Genomic DNA, 24,079 nt, shown 5'->3' with positions numbered 1-24,079 from the left:
TTTGGATGTATATTTTTCTGATTTCCATCAATATACATTAACTTCCGGGACTATGGTAATATCGAATTTTTCTTTAACCGTTTGTTGGATGGTTAATGCCAAATTCCAAATCTCTTCACCGCTACCACCTCCATAATTCACCAAAACCAAGGCTTGTTTTTTGTGTACACCCACATTGCCATAACGTTTTCCTTTAAATCCGCATTGCTCGATAAGCCAACCTGCCGGAATTTTCACATCTTTATCTGAAATAACATAGTGCGGTATGTTAGGGTGTGATTTGATCAAACTGTTAAAAATGGAGTTTGGAACAATAGGATTTTTGAAAAAACTTCCGCTGTTTCCCAATTCCGACGGATTGGGGAGCTTACTTTCCCTAATGGCAATAACCGCTCGGGATATGTCTTTGATGCCGGGTTGGTCAATACTGCGCTTGGCCAATTCAGCTTCAATAGCTCCATAGGAAATGTTAAGCTGATGCTGATTTGTAGTAAGTTTCAAGCTCACAGACGTGATAACATAGCGGTTTTTATTTCGCTTAAAAACAGAGTCGCGATAACTAAACTTGCAATCTTCTTCTGAAAATTCAACTACTTCCATACTTTCCCTATCGATAACTTCACAGGAAAGAAAGACATCTTTCAGCTCTACGCCATAAGCACCTATGTTTTGAATAGGAGCTGTGCCCACATTCCCGGGAATTAACGAGAGGTTTTCAACACCTCCCAAATCTTGTTCAATGGCCCATTGCGTGAATTCGTGCCAATTTTCACCCGCTTGAATCTTGACTAAAGCAAAATTTTTGTCCTTAGAGATAATTTCCTTACCCATTAAATGAACATGAATCACCAAAGCATCAACGTCTTTGGTGAGCAACATATTGCTCCCACCTCCCAAAATAAACTTGTTAGGATATTCTTTTAGTTGTAAGACTTCTTTCAGCTTTTTTTTGGTGGTCACCGAAATAAAATGCTTGGCTTTAACATCGATTCCGAAGGTGTTAAAAGGCTTTAGCGAAACATTATTTGTTATGACATTGGCTTCAGGCATTGTATTCTTTTAAGGCTGCTTTTAAAATTTCGACAGCTTTGATGAGGTTTTCTTTTTTCAATACGTAAGCGATGCGCACTTCGTTAAGGCCCATTCCCGGGGAGGAATAAAATCCGGCTGCGGGAGCAATCATGATAGTTTCGCCGTTCAGTTCAAATTTTTCCAGCAGCCAGCGGGCAAAATCATCGGTGTTGGCTACCGGGAGTTTTGCGATACAGTAAAACGCTCCTTGAGGTTTTGCAACGATCACTCCTTCAATCGCATTCAAGGCATCAATAAGAAGGTCTCTGCGTTCTACATATTCTTCTATAACTTCGTCAAAATAACTTTGCGGAGTATCTAAAGCCGCTTCACTGGCGATCAAAGCAAACGTGGGAGGCGATAATCGTGCCTGCGCAAATTTTAAAGCGGTATTGATGATTTCCTTATTTTTAGAGATCATACAACCTATTCGGGCTCCGCACATACTATACCGTTTGGATACAGAATCAACGACTATGGCATGATTTTCCAAACCCTCTTCTTGCAAAATGGAGTAGTGTTCCGCCCCATCGTATGCAAATTCGCGATACACTTCATCGGCAACTAGGAACAGATCGTGTTTTTTTACGATAGATGCCAGTTTTTTTATCTCTTCTTTTGAATACAGATAACCGGTTGGATTACCCGGATTACAGATCAGTATGGCTTTGGTTTTGGGAGTGATCAGTTTTTCAAAATCCTCTATGGGAGGCAATGCAAAGTTGTTGTCTATCGAAGAAACTACCGGTACCACATTTACTCCCGAGGCGGTTGCAAAACCGTTATAATTGGCATAAAAAGGTTCAGGAATGATAATTTCATCATCCGTGTCTGTGATAGATCCCAATGTAAACATCAGTGCCTCTGAGCCTCCGGTTGTGATAATGATATTGTTGGCAGCAATATTGATATCACGGCCTTTGTAGTAATTGGCGAGTTTGGTTCTGTATTCTTCTGAACCTTCACTTCTACTATATTCAAGAATTTCTATGGTATTGTTCTTAACAGCATCCAGAGCCACTTGAGGTGTTTTTATATCCGGTTGCCCAATGTTGAGGTGATATACATGAGCACCTCGCTTTTTAGCATCTTCAGCATAGGGAACTAACTTCCTTATCGGGGACTCGGGCATTCTCAAGCCCTTATCAGAAATTGTCGGCATATCTCAAAATTTATATCGTGCAAATTTGCGAAATATATTTCATAAATAAGTAGGAAGTGATAAGAGTTGTTAGATGGGGAATGTGTTAAACTTATCTTTAAGAGCATTTATTCTTCTTATATTTATAACATTATGGTGAAAAGAAAACACTTTCTATGGTTGTTTTTTTTTGCCTTTTGCTTCATATCCTACGGTCAGGGAGGTTTTGCCTTAGAAAAAGGGAACAAGTTTGAAAAAGTGCGGTTCAAATTTGTAAACAACCTTATTCTGATACCTATTGAAGTGAATGGCGTAGAATTGTCATTTATCTTGGATACAGGGGTAAACAATCCTATACTTTTTAACCTAACGGGTGCCGATTCCGTAGAAATCAAGAATGCAAAGGAGATCCTCTTGAAAGGTCTGGGCGAAGGAAAGCCTATAAAAGCAATCCGATCTACCGGAAACAGATTCAGATTAGGGGATGTGTACAACAACAATCAAGATCTTTTTTTGATATCAGACAGTAGTATGAATCTCTCTCCACGTATGGGTTTAGATGTACATGGGATTATTGGTTATGATATACTGAAGAATTTTATTGTTGAAATCAATTATTCAAGGAAAAAGATAAAGTTTCACGATCCGGATAAATACATGTATAAGAACTGTAGAAAATGTGAAACACGGCGATTGCATCTCGAAGGAAGCAAAGCCTATGTTTTTGCCGATGTCAAACAATTTTCAACAAACAAATGGGTTGGGGTGAAGCTATTGTTGGATACCGGGAGTAGTGATGCCTTATGGTTGTTTGAGAACAAGGAACAGGAAATCGTAGAGCCCGCCCATTTTTTTGATGATTTTCTGGGGTTCGGACTCAGTGGGCGCATTCACGGAAAGCGGGCTCGGGTAAAGAATTTTATTATAGCTGGTCTTGAGATGGAAGGGGCTAAAGTGGCCTATCCCGATTCGCTCGCTTTACAATATATTAACTCAATGAGGGACCGAAATGGCTCATTGGGCTCAGAGATATTGAGAAGGTTTAATTTGATATTGGATTATCCGAACAATAAGATCACTTTTAAGAAAAATTCAAGCTATAAAGATCCGTTTAAATATAATATGAGTGGTATCGAACTACAACACAATGGACTGAGAGTGGTAAAAGCATTAGCAGGAGGGATAGACAGAGGGGTAAAAGATAATAGTGCCGATAACAGAATCAAAATATTGGCGAGCGAGCAATTTCATTTAGAATTACATCCAGCATTGGAAATCGCAGAGATCAGGGAAGGTAGTCCGGCCCACAAAGTAGGCTTGAAAGAAGGAGATGTTATTGTAGAAGTAAACAACAGGAATGTTTACAGGTATAGTTTACAGGAGGTCAGGGGAATGATCAATAAAAAAGCGGGGGAAAAGATATACCTTACGGTCGACAGATCGGGTTCTGAGCTGAAATTCTCCTTTGTTTTGAAAAAAGTGCTGTAAAAAAATCGGCTTTTCGCAAGAAAAGCCGATTTTCAATATAAATTTAAATAATAATTATTTTCCTGAATTAGCCAGTACGGTTCCTTTGATTTTTAACGCAATTGTAGGTGTGTCTGCGTTAGATTCTACCGTAATGGTCTTTCTAATCGGACCTACGCGTTTAGTGTCGTATTTCACTTCGATTTCTCCGATGGCTCCTGGTGCAATGGGAGCATCGGGTTTTTTTGGAATAGTACATCCACAGCTGGAACGAACATTGGAAATAACCAAAGGAGCGTCACCTGTATTTGTAAATTTAAAAATACGTACGCCATCACTTCCTCGAGTGATTTCACCGTAATCGATCACGTTGCTTTTAAACTCTATTTTCGCTGTATTGTCCTGAGCTGTAGCTGCAAAGCCAATAACTCCGACAAACAAAAGCATTAGTAATTTTTTCATCATTTTAGATTTAAGTGAATATCAAATTTAATTACTTTTGATCAACCCGCAAAATTTATTCTTTTCTTTTATAATCCTGCGGATATAGCTACTTTTGCAGTCTTAATCCCAAAAAGTGTTCCAAAATATGGATATTCCGTCAAAATATGATGCAAAATCGGTTGAAAACAAGTGGTATGACTATTGGATGAAGCACGGTTTTTTTCGTTCTGAACCGGACGAAAGAGAACCGTATTCCATAGTAATTCCGCCACCAAACGTCACCGGAGTACTGCATATGGGGCATATGATGAACAATACTCTCCAGGATGTGCTGATAAGAAGGGCGCGCCTTAACGGCTATAATGCTTGTTGGGTGCCGGGCACCGACCATGCGGCGATTGCCACAGAAGCAAAAGTGGTGGCAAAATTAAAAGCAGAGGGGATCGAGAAATCAGACCTCACCCGTGAAGAGTTTTTGAAACACGCCTGGGACTGGACACACGAATACGGAGGTGTGATCCTGGAACAATTAAAGAAATTGGGGTGTTCATGCGATTGGGATCGCACAAAATTCACCATGGATGACGATATGTCAGCATCGGTGATCAAGGTTTTTGTCGATCTCTACGAAAAAGGGATGATTTATCGCGGTTATCGCATGGTCAATTGGGATCCGGAAGCAAAAACCACCCTTTCTGATGAAGAAGTGATTTATGAAGAGCGTCAGGGACAATTGTATTATTTATCCTACGCCATTGAAGGAAGTGATGAAAAAGTGACCATCGCTACGACAAGGCCGGAGACCATTTTGGGAGATACTGCAATTTGTATCAATCCCAATGATGAACGATATAAACATTTGAAAGGAAAAAAAGCCATTGTTCCCTTGGCAAACCGTGCCATTCCTATTATTGAAGATGAATATGTAGATGTTGAATTTGGTACCGGTTGTTTGAAAGTGACACCTGCACACGATGAAAACGATAAGAATTTAGGGGATAAGCACAAGCTTGAAGTCATCGATATTTTTAATGAAGATGCTACTTTGAACAGTAACGGACTTCATTACGAAGGAAAAGACAGGTTTGTGGTTCGAAAAGAGATTGTTAAAGAATTGGAAGAAAAAGGATTTTTGGTGAAAACTGAAGATCATGTGAATAAAGTAGGAACTTCCGAACGTACGAAAGCGATTATCGAACCTCGTTTGTCCGATCAGTGGTTCCTGAAAATGGAAGAATTGGTAAAACCGGCACTGGAAGCAGTGTTGGATACTAAGGAGATCAAACTGTTCCCGTCAAAATTTGAAAACACCTATCGCCATTGGTTGGAAAATATCAGGGATTGGAATATTTCACGCCAATTGTGGTGGGGACACCAAATCCCGGCCTACTATTACGGCGATGGGGAAAAAGATTTTGTTGTTGCTGAAAATGCTGATGAAGCGCTTGCAAAGGCGAAAAAGCAATCTGGAAATGAAGCGCTTACAACAGCCGATCTTCAACAAGACAATGATTCCCTGGACACCTGGTTTTCTTCTTGGTTGTGGCCTATCAGTGTTTTCAACGGGATTTTGGAACCTGAAAACAAAGAAATTGAATACTATTATCCGACCAACGACCTTGTTACCGGACCTGATATTCTGTTTTTCTGGGTGGCGAGAATGATTTTTGCCGGATATGAATTCCGAGGAAAAAAACCGTTCAGCAATGTATACCTTACCGGTTTGGTGCGTGACAAACAACGTCGGAAAATGTCAAAATCCTTAGGAAATTCCCCGAACGCCTTGAAATTGATAGAAGAATATGGTGCTGATGGAGTTCGCGTAGGTTTGTTGTTGAGTTCTGCCGCCGGAAACGATTTGTTGTTTGACGAAGCTTTATGTCAGCAAGGAAAGAGTTTCTCTAATAAAATATGGAATGCTTTCCGTTTGGTCAAAGGATGGGAAATGGCCGATATCGAGCAGCCTGAATATGCCGTAACGGCAATCAAATGGTATAAAAACAAGTTTCAACAAACGCTGAAGGAAATCGAGGATCAGTATTCAAAATACAGAATTTCCGATGCCTTGATGGCGACATACAAATTGGTTTGGGACGATTTCTGCTCTTGGTTGTTGGAAATGGTAAAACCAGCCTATCAGCAGCCGATAGATGAGAAAACATACAGGGAGGTTATTGCTATTTTTGAAGATAATTTGAAGTTGTTGCATCCGTTTATGCCGTTTTTAAGTGAAGAAGTATGGCAGTTGATGGAAGAACGTACTCCTGAAGATGCTTTGATTGTTTCAAAATGGCCTTCTCAGACCGATTTTGATACTGAAATCATTAAAAACTTCGATTTTGCTTCTGAAGTGATTTCAGGAATAAGAACCATCAGAAAGGAGAAAAATATTGCTTTTAAGAATGGAATTTCATTGTCGTTGATCAACAATGAAAAAGCCGATTCGGTTTTTGATACCATCATCAAAAAAATGGGGAATATTGATGAACTTTCCTATGTGGATGAAAAAGTGGATGGCGCACTTTCTTTCAGGGTGAAATCCAACGAATATTTCATTCCGGTAAGCGGAGCGATAGATGTTGAAGAAGAAATCGGGAAGCTTGAAGAAGAACTGAGCTATACCGAAGGTTTCTTGAAGTCTGTTCAAAAGAAACTTTCCAACGAGCGCTTTGTAAACAACGCGCCGGAAAAGGTAGTAGCCGGAGAAAAGAAAAAAGAAACAGATGCCATCGCCAAGATAGCGACCTTAAAAGAGCGATTGATTAGTTTGAAATAAGCTAGCTATATTGATAAAATAGACGTTGACATTGTTGAACTTCGACAGGCTCAGTTTGACAATGTCAATTTTGTTTTTAAGTCAGATTTACGTTTTATCTTTTTCTTTAAAATACTCGTTCACCAACTTGACGTATTTTTCCTTGGCTTCTTTTTCGCTAATGTCTCTTGTTTGAAAAAGAGCATTGGCTTTAAACGCATTGATAATAGGTCGCCTGCTACTGGGGGGTTCACTGTTTTTTGTAGCTTTTTTGTAATAGCCATACAGGCGCAATAAGAAATCGGCAGGAAACAATTCCTTACAATTGTTAATACGCTCTACCGCTTCATCAAATGCTGTGTTCAAATCCGAGTTCATTTTTTGGATGCAATAACGTCAATTCCTCCTTTTACTTTCTGTTGTAGTACTACATTTATGTCGGTGTCCAACGGCAGGAAGAGGTCAACCCTGGAGCCAAATTTAATGAATCCTGAATCTGCTCCCTGCACAGCTTTGTCGCCTTCTTGCGCATAATTTACGATCCTTCGGGCCATAGCACCGGCTACTTGTCGGTATAACACTTCACCATACACAGGGTTGTTGACTACCACAGTGGTGCGTTCGTTTTCCTCAGACGATTTGGGATGCCACGCCACGAGATATTTCCCGGGGTGGTATTTGCTATATTTTATCGTTCCGCCCAATGAATATCTGGTAACATGCACATTGATGGGGGACATAAAAATGGAAACTTGAATGCGTTTATCCTTAAAATATTCCTTTTCAAATACCTCTTCTATAACAACTACTTTACCATCAACAGGGGCAATAATATGTTTATTGTTTAGTTCGGTTTTTCGTTTCGGATTCCTAAAAAACTGAAGTATGAGAACCAAAATGATCAACAGTGCAAATTGAACAAGCTTTTTCAGCCATAAAATGTCAATATAAAATTGAGACAAAATGACCCCAATGGCTACAAAAATGAAGGTGAAAAGGATGATTTTATGGCCTTCTTTATGAAACATAATTAAATAATTGAAGAGTTAAATATGAAAAAGGGGCAGCAAAAATAAGACTGTCCAGTCTATCCAACAAACCACCGTGTCCGGGTAGAATAGCACCACTGTCTTTTACACCTGCCAAGCGTTTGAATTTAGATTCTACCAAATCGCCTATAGAACCACTGACAACAACAACAATGGCAAGTACCATCCATCGCACTAAGTTGAGTTCTCCACTATACATGTACAATAAATAGGCCGCAACAAGGGCAAATAACAATCCGCCGATAAATCCTTCAATGGTTTTCTTTGGGGAAACACTGGGGAAAAGCTTGTGTTTCCCAATGCCTTTTCCCACAATATAGGCAAAAGAATCGTTTACCCATATCAATATAAAGATACCAATTATTAAAGATTCGGCAAAATGGTGTGGCTGATAGGGAATCATGGTCAAAAAGATACATCCACCACCGATATAACAAAGCGTGATGATAAATTTTTGGGTGTTGGTATAATTCGGTTTTTTGTGGGAATACAGCAGTGTAATCAAGAAAATATTAACACCTACACTTAAAGCAAGGAGGATACAGCGCAATAGGTTTTGGAATGGAATTTCCCCCAAAAGGTAGATAAAAACCCACCAAAGTGCCATAAAAGCAATGAAAATATAGTAACCGCTAAGACGAATGATCTTTTTAAATTCATAGATACAAATAAGGCCGAAAGCCATGAACAGAAAATCAAAAGCGTCATTACTCAGAAAGACAGCTGAAAGGAGTAAAAAAACATAGATAATGCCCGTAAGGGTACGTTTTAAAAGTTCTTTCACACGGTTAAATTTTAAGTCTTATGAATTTTTGCCTTATAGATCCTCCAATAGGAGCAAATATAAGTTTTTTGAACTACTTCCGTAAGTCAGAAAATCTTTTTCTTCTTTTATACTGAAGTGTTTTATGGTGGTGATATTGGTAGGAATCTGATTTCTGTTCTTTTTCTTAATGCCCCTTAATCCTTCTCCGATGGTGTCAACAAGCTGACTTGTAGTGGCGAATACGATAAAATTGTCGGGCAGGTCATTGAGTTTGCTTTCTTTTATTTGATTGGATGAAATAAGGATGGATCCGTTGTCGGCAACCAAATTTTCACAACGAGCTAATAACAAAGTAGCACCTATACAATCGTTTTTTTGGGAAATTTTGAAGTGCTGAAAGGTCTTTTTCAGATTACTGTCCAAACAACAGACATCTGCGGGACTCCAGCTATTTTCAGTAAGAATATTGGAAAAACAATCATAAACCTCTTCCAGAGAATCACAATACAAGAATTTACCGCCGTTCTTTTTGAAATTAATAGTGAATTTTTCGTCGGTAGGAAGCTTAATTTCCGGCATAAACTTTCCTCTTTCATCAGTTCCTGTGCCAGACTCATCCTTCTTTTGTTTGGATCCGAAAAGTTTTTTAAATAAGCTCATTATAATTTTAATGGGGGAAAAGATTAATTATTTACTCGCTTAAAAGTATGAAATTATTAAGTATAACGTAGGAAATGGGGGTAAATTTCATAAATACCCCCATTTGCACATTAATTCTCTTGTAATTCTTCCTCTTCTTTGGTAAAAGGTCTTTTCCCGAATATACGTTCAAGGTCGTCTTTGAAGATTACTTCTTTCTCGAGCAGGTGTTCTGCCAGTTCTGTGAGTTTGTCTTTATTTTGTTCCAAAATCTCAATGGCTCTTATGTATTGTGCCTCAATAATTTTGGAAATTTCTTGGTCGATCAATTGAGCGGTTTTCTCACTGTAGGGTTTCGAAAAGTTGTAATCTGTTTGTCCGCTTGAATCGTAATATGTTAGATTTCCTACTTTATCATTCAATCCGTAGATGGTCACCATGGCCCTAGCCTGTTTGGTCACTTTTTCAAGGTCGCTCAAAGCCCCAGTGGATATTTTGTCGAAGATCACTTTTTCAGCAGCTCTTCCTCCCAGTGTGGCACACATTTCGTCTGACATTTGTTCCGGACGGACGATAAGGCGTTCTTCAGGCAAATACCAAGCTGCTCCAAGACTTTGTCCACGAGGGACAATGGTTACTTTCACCAAAGGCGCTGCGTGTTCGAGCATCCAGCTTACGGTAGCGTGACCGGCTTCGTGGAAAGCAATGGTTTTCTTTTCTCCCGGAGTGATGATCTTGTTCTTCTTTTCGAGTCCGCCCACAATTCTGTCCACCGCATCGAGGAACGATTGTTTGTCTACTGCTTTTCTTCCGTTTCTGGCAGCAATAAGGGCTGCTTCGTTACAGACATTAGCAATATCCGCTCCTGAGAACCCAGGTGTTTGTTTAGCCAAAAATTCCAAATCCAAGTTGTCGGATATTTTGATGGGTCTTAAATGGACTTCAAAGATTTCTTTACGTTCCCTTACATCGGGAAGATCCACATAGATTTGTCGGTCAAAACGTCCGGCTCGCATCAATGCTTTGTCCAAAATATCGGCACGGTTGGTGGCGGCCAATACAATAACATTGGTGTTGGTGCCAAAACCATCCATTTCGGTAAGCAGTTGGTTCAGGGTGTTTTCCCTTTCGTCGTTGCTACCTGTGATATTATTTTTACCCCGAGCTCTACCAATGGCATCAATTTCATCTATAAAAATGATGGCCGGGGATTTATCTTTAGCTTGTTTGAATAAGTCTCTTACCCTCGAAGCACCAACCCCTACAAACATTTCCACAAAATCGGAACCTGAAAGGGAAAAGAACGGTACTTTTGCCTCGCCCGCAACTGCTTTTGCCAATAAGGTTTTACCTGTTCCGGGAGCACCTACCAAAAGAGCCCCTTTAGGAATTTTACCACCAAGGGAAGTATATTTTTCCGGATTTTTAAGGAAATCTACAATCTCCTGTACTTCCTCTTTTGCCCCTTCCAATCCGGCAACATCCTTGAAAGTAACTTTCATGTCGGTTTTCTCGTCAAAAAGGCGGGCTTTTGATTTTCCAATATTGAAAATCTGTCCACCGGCACCTCCACCGGCACCTCCGGACATTCTTCGCATCAAAAATATCCATATTCCGATAATCAGAATAAAAGGAAGTAAATTCAACAACAATTCACCAAACAGATTGGATTCCTGTTCATACTCGACCGAAGCCGTGAGGTCGTTCTCGTCGATGGTTTTCTTGATGTCGTTTTCAAAATTCTGAAGATCACCATACTTCAGTTGATATTGTGGTATTTGTGAAGTAGAAGGAATAAGGGTTTTGCTCAAGGCATCCTTGTGAACTTCCTTCTGTTGTGCTTCTTTGGTGAGATATACCTTAGCTTGTCTGGTATTGGTTATGATCTGTATTTTACTTACATCTCCGTCCTTGAGGTAGTCTTGTAATTTAGAAGGGGTTATATCAGGAGGCGATTGCCAACTGCTTCCCCCGGAAAAAAATTGCATACCTATGATAAGGACTAATATAATCCCGTAAATCCAATATGAACTGAATTTAGGTTTTTTTGGGCTTGTATTGTTATTATTATCTTTTGCCATTAATTTTTGTTGCTTCTTGTTTGTTTTAATTCGTTGAGATTGCGGTCATTTTTGCATCTCCCCATAACCCTTCTATATCGTAATATTCCCTAATGTGTTTCTGAAAAACGTGTACAACCACATTCACATAATCGATCAAGACCCATTCGGCATTTTCTGTACCTTCTACATGCCATGGTTTGTCTTTAAGTTCTCGGCTGACAGTTTTTTGAATAGAATTTACGATGGCGTTTACCTGTGTGTTCGAAGTACCATTACAGATTATAAAGTAATCGCAAACCGTATTTTCAATATCTCTTAAGTCTAAAATATTTACGTCATTCCCCTTAACCTCTTCGATTCCTTTTAAGATAAATGTTATTAACTGATCTGCGCTACTATTCGTTTTTGCCATTAAAAAGTTTTATTTTCACAAAGTTATTATTTTTTTGGTTTTTGGACTATTCAAATTAACATAAGATTACATATTTAATGTAGTATTCTAGATGAAATTAATCAAACTTGATGCCATTGACTCCACAAATTCGTATTTAAGGCGTTTGGCTGCTGAAAATGAACTGGAGGATTATACGGTTGTGATGGCCGAAAAACAAACCGAAGGAAGGGGGCAAATGGGGACGAAATGGCTTTCCGAAGAGGGTAAAAACCTTATGTTTAGTGTGTTCAAGAAGATCAATCATCTGAAAAAGAACAATCAATTCTATTTGAGTATGGCGGTGTCTTTGGGCATTTATGATGCACTAAGCTATTTCATAATTCCACAATTAAAGATAAAATGGCCAAACGACATTTTGTCAGTAAATAGTAAGATCTGCGGAATTCTGATAGAAAGTATCATAAAAAAGGGGGAAATGAGCGCGACGATCGTCGGTATAGGCTTGAACCTTAACCAAACAGATTTTGAAGGTGTGATGAATGCTTCGTCCCTAAAAAAAATTACCGGGATATATTACCAAAGGGAGGAGGTGCTCTTTAAAATCATCGAACAATTCAAAAAATATGAAAAATGGGTGGCTGATGGACGTTATGAAGAATTAAAAACACTTTATGAACATCATTTGTTCAGAAAAGATAAGCCTTCTACTTTTAAACTGAAAAGCGGCGAATTGATCATGGGATTTATCAAAGGAGTGTCTGACCAAGGGTGTCTGAAAATATTGATGGAAGACGAAATACTAAAGGAGTTTGATTTAAAAGAATTGAAATTATTGTATTAAGTAGCCCATTAAATGTTTATATCACTTCCATTTGAAGCTAAAATTTTCGGTGTTCACATAAACGTCCATCTTGTTCTTGAATATTTGGCTTTTTTTGTGGCGTTTCGGTATTATCTTTATTTAAGAAAAAACACCCGTGATGCTATCAACACAAACAATAGATTGTCTATAATTTTAGGAGCAGCAATTGGGGCATTTATAGGTTCGCGTTTAGTTGGTTTTCTGGAGAACCCTGTTTTTAATACTTCTTTAAGAGGTTTTATTGATTTGCTGAATACAAAAACAATTATGGGCGGACTCTTTGGTGGGTTATTAGGGGTAGAGACTGCCAAAAAGATTATTGGTGAGAAAAAATCATCGGGAGATTTGTTTGTGTTGCCAATTATTCTAGGGATTTTTATGGGTCGGATAGGTTGTTTTTTGGCAGGAGTGAACGAGTTTACCTATGGAATTGAAACAACTTCTTTTGTAGGAATGGATTTGGGAGATGGTATTATGCGGCATCCATTGGCTTTATACGAACTGCTATTCCTTATAATCATTTTTATTTTACTGTACCGGTTGCGAAAATCGGGAAAACTGAGGGATGGGATATTGTTTCAGTATTTCATGTTGCTTTATTTTGGTTTTCGTTTTTTTATGGAATTCTTAAAACCGAATATTTTCTTTACTTTCGGTCTTAGCAGTATTCAAATTCTTTGCATTATCTGTTTCATTTATTATAGAAAAACACTCAAAACATTTTTTTATGCCTACTAGAAAATATACTTATTACGATTTTACATTGAGCCTTTGTCCAGAATGTTTAAAACGAGTGGATGCTAAAATTGTGTTTGAGAATGAAAAGGTATATATGCTAAAACGTTGTAAAGAGCATGGTGCTTCTAAGGTTTTGATTGCTGATGATATTGCTTATTATAAAAATATAAGAAACTACAATAAACCGTCGGAAACGCCACATAAGTTCAATACAGAAACACATTATGGGTGTCCTTACGATTGTGGCCTTTGTCCCGATCACGAACAGCATTCATGTCTAACAATAGTAGAAGTAACAGACCGTTGTAATTTAACATGTCCTACTTGTTATGCCGGCTCTTCACCTACATATGGTAGACATAGGACGTTAGATGAGATAAAAAAAATGCTGGATGCAGTAGTTGAAAATGAGAAAGAACCGGATGTTGTTCAGCTAAGTGGAGGAGAACCAACGATTCACCCGGATTTTTTCGAGATTATGGATTATGCAAAATCATTACCTATTAGACATTTAATGTTGAATACAAATGGTTTGCGAATAGCAAAAGAAAAAGAGTTTGTAAAACGATTAAAAGAATACACTCCGGATTTTGAAATATACCTTCAATTTGATTCGTTTGATGACGAAGTTTTGAAAGAAATGCGTGGCGCTACATTGAGTAGCATCAGACAACAGGCTTTGGAAAACTTAAATGAGGTAAATCTTTCTACTACATTGGTGGTGACATTGCAAAAAGGGTTAAATGATGACGAAATAGGAAAGATCATTAATTATGCGTTGAAACAAAAATGTGTGCGGGGTGTTACTTTTCAACCTACGCAAATTGCGGGGAGGTTAGAACATTTTAATCCTGAAAAAGATAGAATTACACTTACTGAAGTAAGAAGAAAGATTTTAGAACAAACAACTTTTTTTAATCAGGACGATTTATTGCCGGTTCCATGCAATCCCGATGCATTGGTGATGGGGTATGCATTAAAATTGAATGGAGAAGTGTTTCCATTAACCCGCTATATAAATCCGAATGATTTGCTGGACAATAGTAAAAACACCATTGTTTATGAACAAGATGAAGTATTACATGGGAAAATGATTGATCTCTTTAGTACTGGGAATTCTGTTGAAGTGGCTGAAGAAAACCTAAAATCGATTATGTGTTGCTTGCCAAATATTGATGCGCCAAATTTGGGCTATGATAATTTATTCAGAGTTATTATTATGCAATTTATTGATGCGTATAATTTTGATGTGAGGGCAGTAAAAAAATCATGTGTGCATATTGTGAATAAAGATTATAAAATAATCCCTTTTGAAACAATGAACTTGTTTTATAGAGATGATAAGGTTGCGTATTTAAATCAACTTAAAAAAGAAATGGTATGATGTTTTTAGAAATAGGGAATTTAAATGGATTGATTATCCTTCTTATAGTCATCATGGTTGGCCCAGCGGCATTACTTGCAATTATCGGGGGAATATTGTCTTACAACAAAAAACGAAAAGCAGCGAAAGTATTTTTTATTCTAGCCGTTCTTTATTTAATAGTGTCACTTGGTATATGTGGTGCGTTAATGTCCGGGGGTTATTGATATAATTAATTGTCTTCCTCTAAATAAGTCTGTCGTATTCTTTTAAACAAATTTGATGAATACACAAAATTGGTCACCGCCTCGTTATCGGTCTTGAAAATTTCTTTATTGGTGCCTTCCCATTCTTTAAAACCATCTTTTAGGAAAATGATTTTCTCTCCAATTTCCATCACTGAGTTCATATCGTGGGTGTTAATAATGGTCGTGATATCAAAATCCCGGGTGATTTCCTGAATAAGGTTGTCTATAACAATGGCTGTCCTTGGATCTAACCCTGAATTGGGTTCGTCACAAAACAAGTATTTTGGTTTGTTGACAATAGCCCGGGCTATGGCCACACGTTTTTGCATACCTCCGGATATTTCTGAAGGTAATTTTTTATGGGCGTCAACCAGATTAACCCTGTCCAAAACCATATCAACACGTTCCTGCATTTCGTTTTTAGATAGTTTAGAGAACATCCTGAGCGGGAACATCACGTTTTCTTCAACGGTCATAGAGTCAAAAAGTGCACTTCCCTGAAAAACCATGCCCATTTCTTGCCTCAGGTTTCGCTTTTGGTCATCATTCAGATCAGAATATACCCGATCGTTGTAGGTAATCTTTCCACTATCCGGATGATGCAATCCCAACAGACATTTAAGGAAAACGGTTTTCCCCGATCCACTTTGCCCGATGATCAAATTGGTCTTTCCCTTGTGAAAATTGGTCGTGATGCCCTTCAATACTTCAGTATCACCAAAAGATTTGTGTATGTCTTCAACCTTGATCATTAACCTAAAAGCATTTGAGTGAGTAAATAATTGGCAATAATAATAGCTACACTGGTCCAGACAAAAGAAGAAGTACTGGCTTTTCCAACTTCCAGTGCGCCACCTTTCATGTAATATCCGTAAAAAGAAGGGATGGTCGCCAGAATAAAAGCAAATACAATAGTTTTTGTAAAGGCATAAAACACGTGAAAAGTATCAAAATCTTCTTGTAGCCCCCTTATAAATTCGGCACTTGTACTGTATCCCCCAACAACAACGGCTATCCATCCTCCAAGAATACCCATATACATGGCAATGGCTATAACAAAAGGATAGAGCATAAGGGCAACGATCTTTGGAAGCACCAAATAGTTCAACGAATTGACTCCCATGACTTCCAGGGCATCAATTTGTTCAGTAACCCTCATGGTACCAATGCTGGAGGTGATATATGAACCCACTTTACCCGCCATGATGATGGAAGTAAAAGTAGGGGCAAATTCTAAAATAACCGATTGCCTTGTGGTAAAACCAATCAGATATTTAGGAATCAAAGGATTGTCAATATTCAAAGCCGTTTGTATGGCTACAACTCCACCTATAAAGAAAGAAATGAAAACAATAATACCCAACGAACCATATATCAAATCGTCGATCTCTTTGAAGATAAGATCTTTTAGGATAGGCCATTTGGTGGGTTTACTAAAAACCCCTTTGAGCATTAAAAAGTACCTGCCAATATTTTCAAGGTAAATCATGTAGCAAAAATAGAATAGCTAAAGTAAAAAAATAAAATTACTTCTCTTTTAACCAAGATTTAAAGTTTCGATTATTTTAAAATAGTAGTTTTGTGATGTTAATATATCTAAAGAGAAGAAACCATAAAAAATTAAACATGAAGAACATTACCTTTTTGTTGGGCGTGATGTTGTGCGGAATAATCACACTGCAAGCTCAAAAAAATACGCAGGAGGCTCCTTTTGCCAAGCCAAAATTGGTTGTAGGGATTGTTGTTGATCAAATGCGTTATGACTATTTGACCCGTTATTGGGATAAATATGGAGATGATGGATTTAAAAGAATGATAAGTGAAGGCTTCAACTGCAGGAATAACCACTTTAATTACGTTCCGACAAAAACGGCAGCCGGACATGCAACTGTTTACACAGGGGCAACTCCAAAAGTACATGGGATCATAGGAAATGATTGGTATGACAAAGTAGAAGACAGAATGGTTTATTGTACGGAAGATGCTACGGTAGAATCTTTGGGAACAGATACTGATGCCGGAAAGATGTCTCCTCGAAGAATGATTGCTTCTACAGTGACGGACCAACTGAAATTGGCTACGGTTTCTAAAGGGAAGGTGATTGGAATATCGATTAAGGACAGAGGAGCTATTCTCCCTGCCGGACATGCTGCCGATGCTGCCTATTGGTTTCATGGGAAAGATGAAGGGCACTGGATCAGTAGTACATTTTATATGGATGAATTGCCAAAATGGGTAACTAAATTCAACAAATCTGATGCGGCAGAGAAATACAAAAAGGTGTGGAATACACTTTATGACATAGATGACTACACAGAGAGTATTGCTGACGAAAACAATTTTGAAGGTGCTTTTGAAGGCGAAAAAGCTGCAGTATTTCCTCACGATTTACCAAAGCTTTGGGACGATAATGGAGGATTTGACATATTGAAAGGAGTGGCTTATGGAAATTCGTTAACTGTAGATTTTGCCGAAGCAGCTGTAGCTGGTGAAGATTTAGGAAAAGACAATATAACCGATTTTCTTGCAGTGAGTTTTTCTTCCCCGGATTATGTAGGACATCGTTATGGAGTGAGTGCTGTGGAAACCGAGGATACCTATTTGCGTTTGGATAAAGATTTGGGGCGTTTCTTAAGCTTTTTGGATCAAAAAGTGGGCAAGGGAGAATATACGGTATTCTTAACAGCCGATCACGGAGCAGTAGAAGTACCGTCTTATCTGGAAAGCTTGAATATGCCCGGAGGGAATTTCAGCACAAAGGAACTTCACGACCAGTTGAATACTTTTCTAACCGAGAAATTTGGAAGTGATAAGCTTGTCAAGAATATTTCTAACGAACAAATTTTCTTAGATCAAGCCTTGTTGAAAAAAATAAATATCGCTTCTGAGGATGTGGAAACAGCCATTGTAAACGAGATCAAGAACTATAAAAATGTTGCAGAGGCCTACACGGGAACGGCGATGAGAAATGGTGAGTTTGTACATGGAGTTACACATAACTTGCAAATGGGATATAATTTTAAGCGTTCTGGTGATGTTTTGTATATACTGGATCCTAGTTATATCCCGTCTTCATCAAAAACAGGAACAACACATGGTTCCGGTTATGCCTACGATACACATTCGCCTTTGTTGTTCTTTGGAAAAGGAATCAAACAGGGTGAAACCTTAAAACGTACGGAAATTCCCGATATAGCCAATACTATTTGTGCGCTATTGGGAATCGCTTATCCCGATGGAAAAACCGGGGAGCCTATCAGTGAGGTGATAGAGTAACTTCCTTAAAAGGGAGGGACTATACTCCCTTCCTTTGGAGGGGTTGGGGGAGGATTTCAGAATAATTTTCCCAAAATCCCTTTCCACCGATACGAACGAATAAAAGCGCCTTCTTCTTGCGATACAAGAAAGGGCGTTTTTTCTTTTTTAGCTGAAAAATAACCTCGGAGGTTATCGATAAGCGTTTGTAGCTTTCGTTGTTTCCACGCCATTTTAGCTGAAGCGATGAGCGTAATGAAAAATCCGTAGCGTAGGGTGTACATGGCTTTTCCCTGTAAGAATTTTGCTTTTTTGTTGTAGTTTTTTCCAGTAGGGCGCAAGTGTTTTACTTTTAGGGAATCGTCGGTGTGGATTTCATAACCGTGAAACCTTGTGAGTAATTCATCGACAGTGTCCCAACCCATCGCACTTTTAAGTCCGCCAATGGCTTTAAAACAGGGTTTTCTATAGGCTTTAAAAGCTCCTCTCACATGGTCTTTGTTCATGGGATGGTTCAGCATCCATTCCTTTTTTTCATTTTCTTCATAAACAAAACCTCCGGCCAGGCCTATTTTTTCGCTTTTACTGAAGATTACAGCGATTTTTTCAAAATAATCAAGGGGTAAAATCAGATCAGAATCCAGTTTTACGATAAAATCATAGTGTTCGTCCAAAATTGCTAAGCCTTTGTTGAAAGCGTTAACCACCTTACTGCCGGGCATGTGTTCTGAAGTGGATACGGCGTTCAGTTTTTGAATGAAATTGTATTCAGCAACAAAAGAATCGATAATTGTTTCTGTGTTGTCGGTGGAGTTATCGTTGACAACAACCACCTTTTTGGGTAGCAAAGTCTGTTTGACAATAGAATCCAGCGTCAGTTTTATAAAAGCTTCTTCGTTATGGGCGGGAATGACGATGTAATAATCCATGTTCAAAAAATGATGACTTGTTAGGATTTTTTGCGTTCAGCATAGACAATGTAGTATCTCGGCGTAAAATAGCGTAGCAAAGGCCGAATCCCTATTTTTTTAACCGGATTGGTCCACTTGTCTCTTTTTTTGATCTCCCAGCCTGCTTTTTCCAATAACCAATCGAATTGCCAGTCTTCAAATTCGTGATAATGTCTGTCCCATATATCAGTTTTACTTCTGTACGCCCGCGAAAACCATAATCGTAATGGCACAGAGGCAATCAGTTTGTCAGATTTAATAGCTTTGAGGGTGTTGTAGGGTGCGATGAGGTGTTCGAAGATTTCAAAAGCGGTCACGACATCAGCATCTGTTTGTGCAACGGCTGTAGTGTCAAGGTCAAGGTCTTCGCCTTGTGTGTTTGTCACCTCATAACCTCGCTCTTTCATGATTTTGCTGAAAGGGTTTTCCACTCCCAGATCCAATATTTTGGCAGGTTGAGGGAGGCTGGATTCGAGGAATTCTATTGTTTTTTTATAGCGTTTGCTTGGAAAGCTGTTTTCGTACATATCAACATTTATAAACCAGCGCGTTGATGTTCATTCCGGCGCCGACACTTGCAAATATAACAACATCTCCTTTATGTATTTCCTGATTCTCGATCATTCCTTTTTTAACGGAATCAAATAGGGTAGGAATGGTGGCTACGGAACTGTTCCCAAGTTCGTGGATATTCATAGGCATAATACCTTCGGGCATTTCTTTTCCGTACAGTTTGTAGAAACGTTGGATGATAGCATCGTCCATTTTTTCATTAGCCTGATGGATGAACACTTTTTTTACATCTTCGATGTCAACACCACTTTTTTCCAAACATTCTTTCATAGCGTTGGGCACATAGGTCACGGCAAATTCATAGATTCTCCTGCCGTACATTTTGATGTATTTGGTGTTGCAGTCTAACGATTGACAATAAGATTTTCCGAAGAAAAGATAGTAGGCCTCATCATAGGCATAGGTAGTTGAAAGATGGGACAGAATACCTCCTTTATCAGTAGTAGATTCGATAATCGCTGCTCCCGCACCATCAGAATAGATCATGGAATCCCGATCGTGTTCGTCGACAACCCGCGAAAGGGTTTCAGCGCCAACAACCAAACATTTTTTGGCAATACCGGCCTTGATAAATGCCTGAGCTTGAATCATTCCTTCTATCCATCCCGGGCAACCAAAAAGCAGGTCGTAGGCCACACATTTCGGATTTTTGATCTTTAAAGCGTGTTTTACTCTGGATGCAATACTGGGAACGGCGTCACTTTGAACAGTTCCTTTTTTAATATCGCCAAAATTGTGGGCGACGATAACATAATCAAGGATTTCTTTGTCTATTTGAGCGTCTTCAATGGCTTTTTCTGCAGCAAAGAAAGCGATGTCGGAGGTAGTGTATTTATCTTCCACATACCGTCTTTTTTGAATTCCGGTAATGGCTTTGAATTTTTCAATAATGACTTGATTGGGATGTGAAAAAGAACTTCCGTCTGTATTGAGAAATTCGTGCTGTGAAAAATCACTGTTCTTTGTTATTTGGGAAGGGATATAACATCCCGTCCCGGTAATCTTGATGTGCATCGTGTTCTAATTTTACTAAATATATGGATATTAATTGTTTGCTGAAGGAATTCAGGAATTATTTTACGATGTCCAAATGCTGATTGTTACATATTTCCTTGTGAAAAATAGAAAGAGGTTGTCTGAAAAGTATTTAACGGATTGATATGTCAGTCTGAGCCTGTCGAAGACATTTTTTTGTATTGCAATGAATTATACTTCGACAAGCTCAGTATGACAATGGTTTTATACTTTTTAGACAACCCCTTAGTTCTGATGTTATAGAGTTTGCTAAGTTTATGCTTCTATATAATCCTCGATAGGAGCACAGGTACACATTAAATTACGATCGCCATAGGCTTCATCTACACGTCTTACGGTAGGCCAGAATTTGTTTTCAGCGATATGTTCAAGTGGATAAGCCGCTTTTTCTCTGGAATAAGAGAACGGCCAATCTGTTGCGGTAAGCATTTTTAATGTATGCGGAGCATTTTTCAGTACGTTGTTGGTGCTGTCTTCCGGTAATTCGTCAATTTCATTTTTGATCGCGATCAAGGCGTCACAAAAACGATCCAATTCAGCAAGACTTTCACTTTCCGTAGGCTCGATCATCAAAGTACCTGCAACTGGGAAAGAAACCGTAGGTGCGTGGAATCCGTAGTCGATCAATCGCTTGGCGATGTCGGTTACTTCAATGCCTTTGGCTTTAAACGGTCTACAGTCAATGATCATTTCGTGGGCAGCCCTTCCTTTTTCTCCGGTATATAAAACTTCAAACGAACCATTAAGCCTGCTTTTAATGTAGTTTGCGTTTAAAATGGCTGTGCTGGTTACTTGTTTTAAACCGGCAGCCCCCAACATTTTAATATATCCGTAAGAGATAACACAGACCAAAGCACTTCCCCATGGAGCGGCAGAAATAGCTTCAATAGCTTCGCTACCTCCTGTTTCTATCACTGGATTAGACGGTAAGAATTTTACCAGATGTTCAGCAACACAGATGGGTCCAACTCCCGGTCCACCACCACCGTGTGGAATGGCAAAGGTTTTGTGCAAGTTCAAATGACAAACATCGGCTCCAATCGTTGCCGGATTGGTCAATCCAACCTGTGCGTTCATATTGGCACCATCCATATATACTTGTCCGCCATTGTCGTGGATAATCTGCGTAATTTCTTTGATAGAGGATTCAAAAACTCCGTGCGTGGATGGATAAGTAACCATCAATGAGGAAAGATTTTCTTTGTGCAATTCAGCTTTTTCGCGGAGATCGTCAACATCGATATTTCCTCTTTCATCGGTTTTGGTTACCACTACTTTCATACCTGCCAATACCGCTGAAGCCGGATTGGTTCCGTGTGCAGAAGCAGGGATCAAACAGATGTTTCTATGTCCTTGTCCGTTGGCTTTGTGATAAGCCCTTATGGCCATTAGTCCGCTGTATTCTCCCTGTGCTCCCGAGTTAGGCTGTAGTGAAGTTCCGGTGAAACCGGTAATAACGTTTAATTGTTCTTCAAGTGTTTTCAAGACCTCGTGATAACCGGCAGCTTGTTCAACCGGAGCAAAAGGGTGGATATTTCCCCATTCAGGCCAGCTGATCGGCAGCATTTCTGAAGCGGCATTCAATTTCATCGTACAAGAACCCAATGAGATCATAGAGTGGTTTAAAGAGAGGTCTTTGCGTTCCAGTTTCTTGATGTATCGCATCAAAGCTGTTTCAGAATGGTATGCGTTGAAAACCTCGTGTTCCAAAAATGGGGAAACACGGGTAGTTCCGTTCAAAATAGCTTTGTTTTCTGCCAGACGGTCGATTTTTACAGTATCTTTTCCGGCGGCATCAGCAAAAATTTGAACAATGGTGTTGAGGTCTTCCAAAGTAGTAGCTTCGTTGAGTGAGATAGCTACTTTGTCGTCTTCAATATATAAGAAATTGACTTCCTGAAGCTCAGCGATGTTTTTCACTTGTTGGGCATCTGCCTTGACCAAAAGAGTGTCAAAATAAGATTCGTTTAATTGTTCATAACCCAATTCAGCTAAAGCATTGGCCAAAGCAACAGTAGAATGATGTACTTTGTCCGCAATGTATTTTAAGCCTTTAGGTCCGTGGTAAACGGCATACATCCCTGCCATAACGGCCAATAATACCTGAGCGGTACAGATGTTTGATGTAGCTCTGTCTCTCTTAATGTGTTGCTCCCGGGTTTGCAATGCCATTCTTAAGGCTTGGTTACCATCCATATCCTTGGTGATTCCAATAATCCTACCCGGAATATTACGCTTGTAAGCTGCTTTTGTGGCAAAATAAGCAGCGTGTGGTCCACCATATCCTAAAGGAATACCAAAACGTTGCGTAGTACCTACAACCACTTCAGCACCAAATTCTCCCGGAGGGGTTAAGTTGACTAAACTCAGGATGTCTGCCGCAACTGCAACTTTGATGTTGTTTTTATTGGCTTCTGAAACAAATTCAGCATAGTTGAAAACAGCTCCGTATTTCCCCGGATATTGTAAAAATACTCCGTAGAAGTCTGTTGAAAAATTGAATGAAGTATGATCACCAACTACCAATTCGATACCATGCGGTTCTGCGTGTGATTTTAAGACAGAAAGGGTTTGCGGTAATACTTCTTCGGAAACGAAAAATTTATTGATGTTGTTCTTTTTCTGATCACGGCTTCTAACGCTATAGAGCATGGTCATGGCCTCAGCAGCAGCGGTACTTTCATCCAACAAGGAAGCGTTGGCGAGTTCCATCCCGGTAAGATCGGAGATCATGGTTTGGAAGTTCAAAAGTGCTTCCAGCCTCCCTTGTGCAATTTCAGCTTGATAAGGTGTATAGGCGGTATACCATCCCGGATTTTCCAAGATGTTTCTTTGTATCACCGATGGTGTGATGGATTCGTGATAACCTAAACCTATATATGTTTTATAAATTTTGTTCTTACTGGCCAGTTGCTTTAAATGAATCAAATATTCGTGCTCAGTCATTGCTTCCGGAAGATCAAGGTCTGATCTTAAACGAATTCCGTCAGGGAATGTTTCGTATAGAAGTTCATCCATATTTTTAACACCGATGGTTTTGAACATGGTGCCTAAATCATCTTGTTGAGGGCCAATATGCCTTGTAACAAAAGAATCTGTTCTCATTGTAAGCGTCTAAAAATGTTATAATTTGCGCAAAAGTACATATTATTCCTCTCTAAAAAAACAATTTGTTAAATCGGTGAGAGGGAATCCCTTTTTAATCGTACTTGTATGTATTTGCAATGAAAAATTGATATCGTTTTGTTTAAAAAAGTACTTTTGAA

The 24,079-nt window shown here is 39.0% G+C and carries 22 protein-coding genes; 7 read left to right on the top strand and 15 right to left on the bottom strand.

What is annotated here, in order from left to right; all coding sequences use genetic code 11:
• Positions 1-27: 27 nt before the first annotated feature.
• The gene (gene murB, locus OOZ15_RS14505) at positions 28-1,050 is read right to left on the bottom strand and encodes a UDP-N-acetylmuramate dehydrogenase (protein WP_265957147.1); all 1,023 of its coding nucleotides are present in this window, start codon (positions 1,048-1,050) and stop codon (positions 28-30) included.
• Positions 1,043-2,233, bottom strand: a complete 1,191-nt coding sequence (locus tag OOZ15_RS14500) for a pyridoxal phosphate-dependent aminotransferase (RefSeq protein ID WP_265957146.1) — start codon at positions 2,231-2,233, stop codon at positions 1,043-1,045. The genes murB and OOZ15_RS14500 overlap by 8 nt, the downstream gene beginning before the upstream one ends.
• Before the next feature lie 132 nt (positions 2,234-2,365).
• Here OOZ15_RS14500 and OOZ15_RS14495 point away from each other — a divergent pair, with 132 nt between their 5' ends.
• Positions 2,366-3,700: a PDZ domain-containing protein gene (locus OOZ15_RS14495; RefSeq protein WP_265957145.1), complete on the top strand. Its 1,335-nt coding sequence runs from the start codon at positions 2,366-2,368 to the stop codon at positions 3,698-3,700.
• A 54-nt stretch (positions 3,701-3,754) separates the two neighbouring features.
• Here OOZ15_RS14495 and OOZ15_RS14490 read toward each other — a convergent pair whose 3' ends face one another.
• Positions 3,755-4,141, bottom strand: coding sequence for a DUF1573 domain-containing protein (locus OOZ15_RS14490; RefSeq protein WP_265957144.1), 387 nt, complete (start codon positions 4,139-4,141; stop codon positions 3,755-3,757).
• Positions 4,142-4,268: 127 nt separating this feature from the next.
• Here OOZ15_RS14490 and OOZ15_RS14485 point away from each other — a divergent pair, with 127 nt between their 5' ends.
• Positions 4,269-6,899 carry a valine--tRNA ligase gene (locus tag OOZ15_RS14485; protein WP_265957143.1) on the top strand — a complete coding sequence of 877 codons (2,631 nt, stop codon included), beginning with the start codon at positions 4,269-4,271 and terminating at the stop codon, positions 6,897-6,899.
• A gap of 87 nt (positions 6,900-6,986) precedes the next feature.
• On the opposite strand, the gene OOZ15_RS14480 is transcribed toward OOZ15_RS14485, so the two are convergent.
• The 6 genes from OOZ15_RS14480 to rsfS all read right to left on the bottom strand — a co-directional run bounded on the left by OOZ15_RS14480 (position 6,987) and on the right by rsfS (position 11,807).
• Positions 6,987-7,256: an acyl-CoA-binding protein gene (locus OOZ15_RS14480; protein WP_265957142.1), complete on the bottom strand. Its 270-nt coding sequence runs from the start codon at positions 7,254-7,256 to the stop codon at positions 6,987-6,989.
• Complete coding sequence (locus OOZ15_RS14475; RefSeq protein ID WP_265957141.1) at positions 7,253-7,906, bottom strand: phosphatidylserine decarboxylase family protein; 654 nt, start codon at positions 7,904-7,906, stop codon at positions 7,253-7,255. The genes OOZ15_RS14480 and OOZ15_RS14475 overlap by 4 nt, the downstream gene beginning before the upstream one ends.
• Positions 7,896-8,711: a phosphatidate cytidylyltransferase gene (locus OOZ15_RS14470; protein WP_265957140.1), complete on the bottom strand. Its 816-nt coding sequence runs from the start codon at positions 8,709-8,711 to the stop codon at positions 7,896-7,898. The genes OOZ15_RS14475 and OOZ15_RS14470 overlap by 11 nt, the downstream gene beginning before the upstream one ends.
• Before the next feature lie 33 nt (positions 8,712-8,744).
• The gene (locus OOZ15_RS14465; protein WP_265957139.1) at positions 8,745-9,353 is read right to left on the bottom strand and encodes an LUD domain-containing protein; all 609 of its coding nucleotides are present in this window, start codon (positions 9,351-9,353) and stop codon (positions 8,745-8,747) included.
• Between the two features lie 110 nt (positions 9,354-9,463).
• Positions 9,464-11,413, bottom strand: coding sequence for an ATP-dependent zinc metalloprotease FtsH (ftsH, locus tag OOZ15_RS14460; RefSeq protein ID WP_265957138.1), 1,950 nt, complete (start codon positions 11,411-11,413; stop codon positions 9,464-9,466).
• Positions 11,414-11,438: 25 nt separating this feature from the next.
• Positions 11,439-11,807: a ribosome silencing factor gene (rsfS, locus tag OOZ15_RS14455; RefSeq protein ID WP_265957137.1), complete on the bottom strand. Its 369-nt coding sequence runs from the start codon at positions 11,805-11,807 to the stop codon at positions 11,439-11,441.
• Positions 11,808-11,898: 91 nt separating this feature from the next.
• Between rsfS and OOZ15_RS14450 the strand changes: the two genes are divergently transcribed.
• From OOZ15_RS14450 to OOZ15_RS14435, 4 genes are read left to right on the top strand one after another with little or no spacing between them, the layout of a single operon-like run.
• The gene (locus OOZ15_RS14450; RefSeq protein ID WP_265957136.1) at positions 11,899-12,630 is read left to right on the top strand and encodes a biotin--[acetyl-CoA-carboxylase] ligase; all 732 of its coding nucleotides are present in this window, start codon (positions 11,899-11,901) and stop codon (positions 12,628-12,630) included.
• 12 nt (positions 12,631-12,642) lie between these two features.
• On the top strand, positions 12,643-13,389 hold the full coding sequence (locus OOZ15_RS14445; RefSeq protein WP_265957135.1) for a prolipoprotein diacylglyceryl transferase: 747 nt from the start codon (positions 12,643-12,645) through the stop codon (positions 13,387-13,389).
• Complete coding sequence (locus OOZ15_RS14440) at positions 13,379-14,773, top strand: radical SAM protein (protein ID WP_265957134.1); 1,395 nt, start codon at positions 13,379-13,381, stop codon at positions 14,771-14,773. The genes OOZ15_RS14445 and OOZ15_RS14440 overlap by 11 nt, the downstream gene beginning before the upstream one ends.
• Positions 14,770-14,979, top strand: coding sequence for a hypothetical protein (locus OOZ15_RS14435; protein WP_265957133.1), 210 nt, complete (start codon positions 14,770-14,772; stop codon positions 14,977-14,979). Before OOZ15_RS14440 ends, OOZ15_RS14435 begins: the two co-directional genes overlap by 4 nt.
• Positions 14,980-14,984: 5 nt before the next feature.
• Here the strand turns inward: OOZ15_RS14435 and OOZ15_RS14430 are convergent, their stop codons facing one another.
• Together OOZ15_RS14430 and OOZ15_RS14425 are read right to left on the bottom strand one after the other, a co-directional pair.
• Entirely contained in the window at positions 14,985-15,752 is a 768-nt protein-coding gene (locus OOZ15_RS14430) for an ABC transporter ATP-binding protein (RefSeq protein WP_265957132.1), read from the bottom strand.
• Positions 15,752-16,489 carry an MlaE family ABC transporter permease gene (locus OOZ15_RS14425; RefSeq protein ID WP_265957131.1) on the bottom strand — a complete coding sequence of 246 codons (738 nt, stop codon included), beginning with the start codon at positions 16,487-16,489 and terminating at the stop codon, positions 15,752-15,754. Before OOZ15_RS14425 ends, OOZ15_RS14430 begins: the two co-directional genes overlap by 1 nt.
• A 137-nt stretch (positions 16,490-16,626) precedes the next feature.
• Between OOZ15_RS14425 and pafA the strand changes: the two genes are divergently transcribed.
• Positions 16,627-18,276 carry an alkaline phosphatase PafA gene (gene pafA / locus OOZ15_RS14420; protein ID WP_265957130.1) on the top strand — a complete coding sequence of 550 codons (1,650 nt, stop codon included), beginning with the start codon at positions 16,627-16,629 and terminating at the stop codon, positions 18,274-18,276.
• A gap of 56 nt (positions 18,277-18,332) precedes the next feature.
• Here pafA and OOZ15_RS14415 read toward each other — a convergent pair whose 3' ends face one another.
• From OOZ15_RS14415 to gcvP, 4 genes are all read right to left on the bottom strand, one after another.
• Complete coding sequence (locus OOZ15_RS14415; protein ID WP_265957129.1) at positions 18,333-19,184, bottom strand: glycosyltransferase family 2 protein; 852 nt, start codon at positions 19,182-19,184, stop codon at positions 18,333-18,335.
• 20 nt (positions 19,185-19,204) lie between these two features.
• Complete coding sequence (locus tag OOZ15_RS14410; RefSeq protein ID WP_265957128.1) at positions 19,205-19,732, bottom strand: methyltransferase domain-containing protein; 528 nt, start codon at positions 19,730-19,732, stop codon at positions 19,205-19,207.
• Position 19,733: 1 nt separating this feature from the next.
• Entirely contained in the window at positions 19,734-20,792 is a 1,059-nt protein-coding gene (locus OOZ15_RS14405) for a 3-oxoacyl-ACP synthase III family protein (RefSeq protein WP_265957127.1), read from the bottom strand.
• Positions 20,793-21,068: 276 nt separating this feature from the next.
• A complete protein-coding gene (gene gcvP, locus OOZ15_RS14400; RefSeq protein WP_265957126.1) occupies positions 21,069-23,918 on the bottom strand; it encodes an aminomethyl-transferring glycine dehydrogenase in 2,850 nt (949 codons plus the stop codon).
• Positions 23,919-24,079: the final 161 nt, after the last annotated feature.

Origin of the sequence: Galbibacter kalidii (assembly GCF_026241135.1) — a bacterium.
Classification (GTDB): domain Bacteria; phylum Bacteroidota; class Bacteroidia; order Flavobacteriales; family Flavobacteriaceae; genus Galbibacter.
Note: the sequence above shows the minus strand (reverse complement) of the source record. Positions and strands in the feature narration are given on the sequence as shown.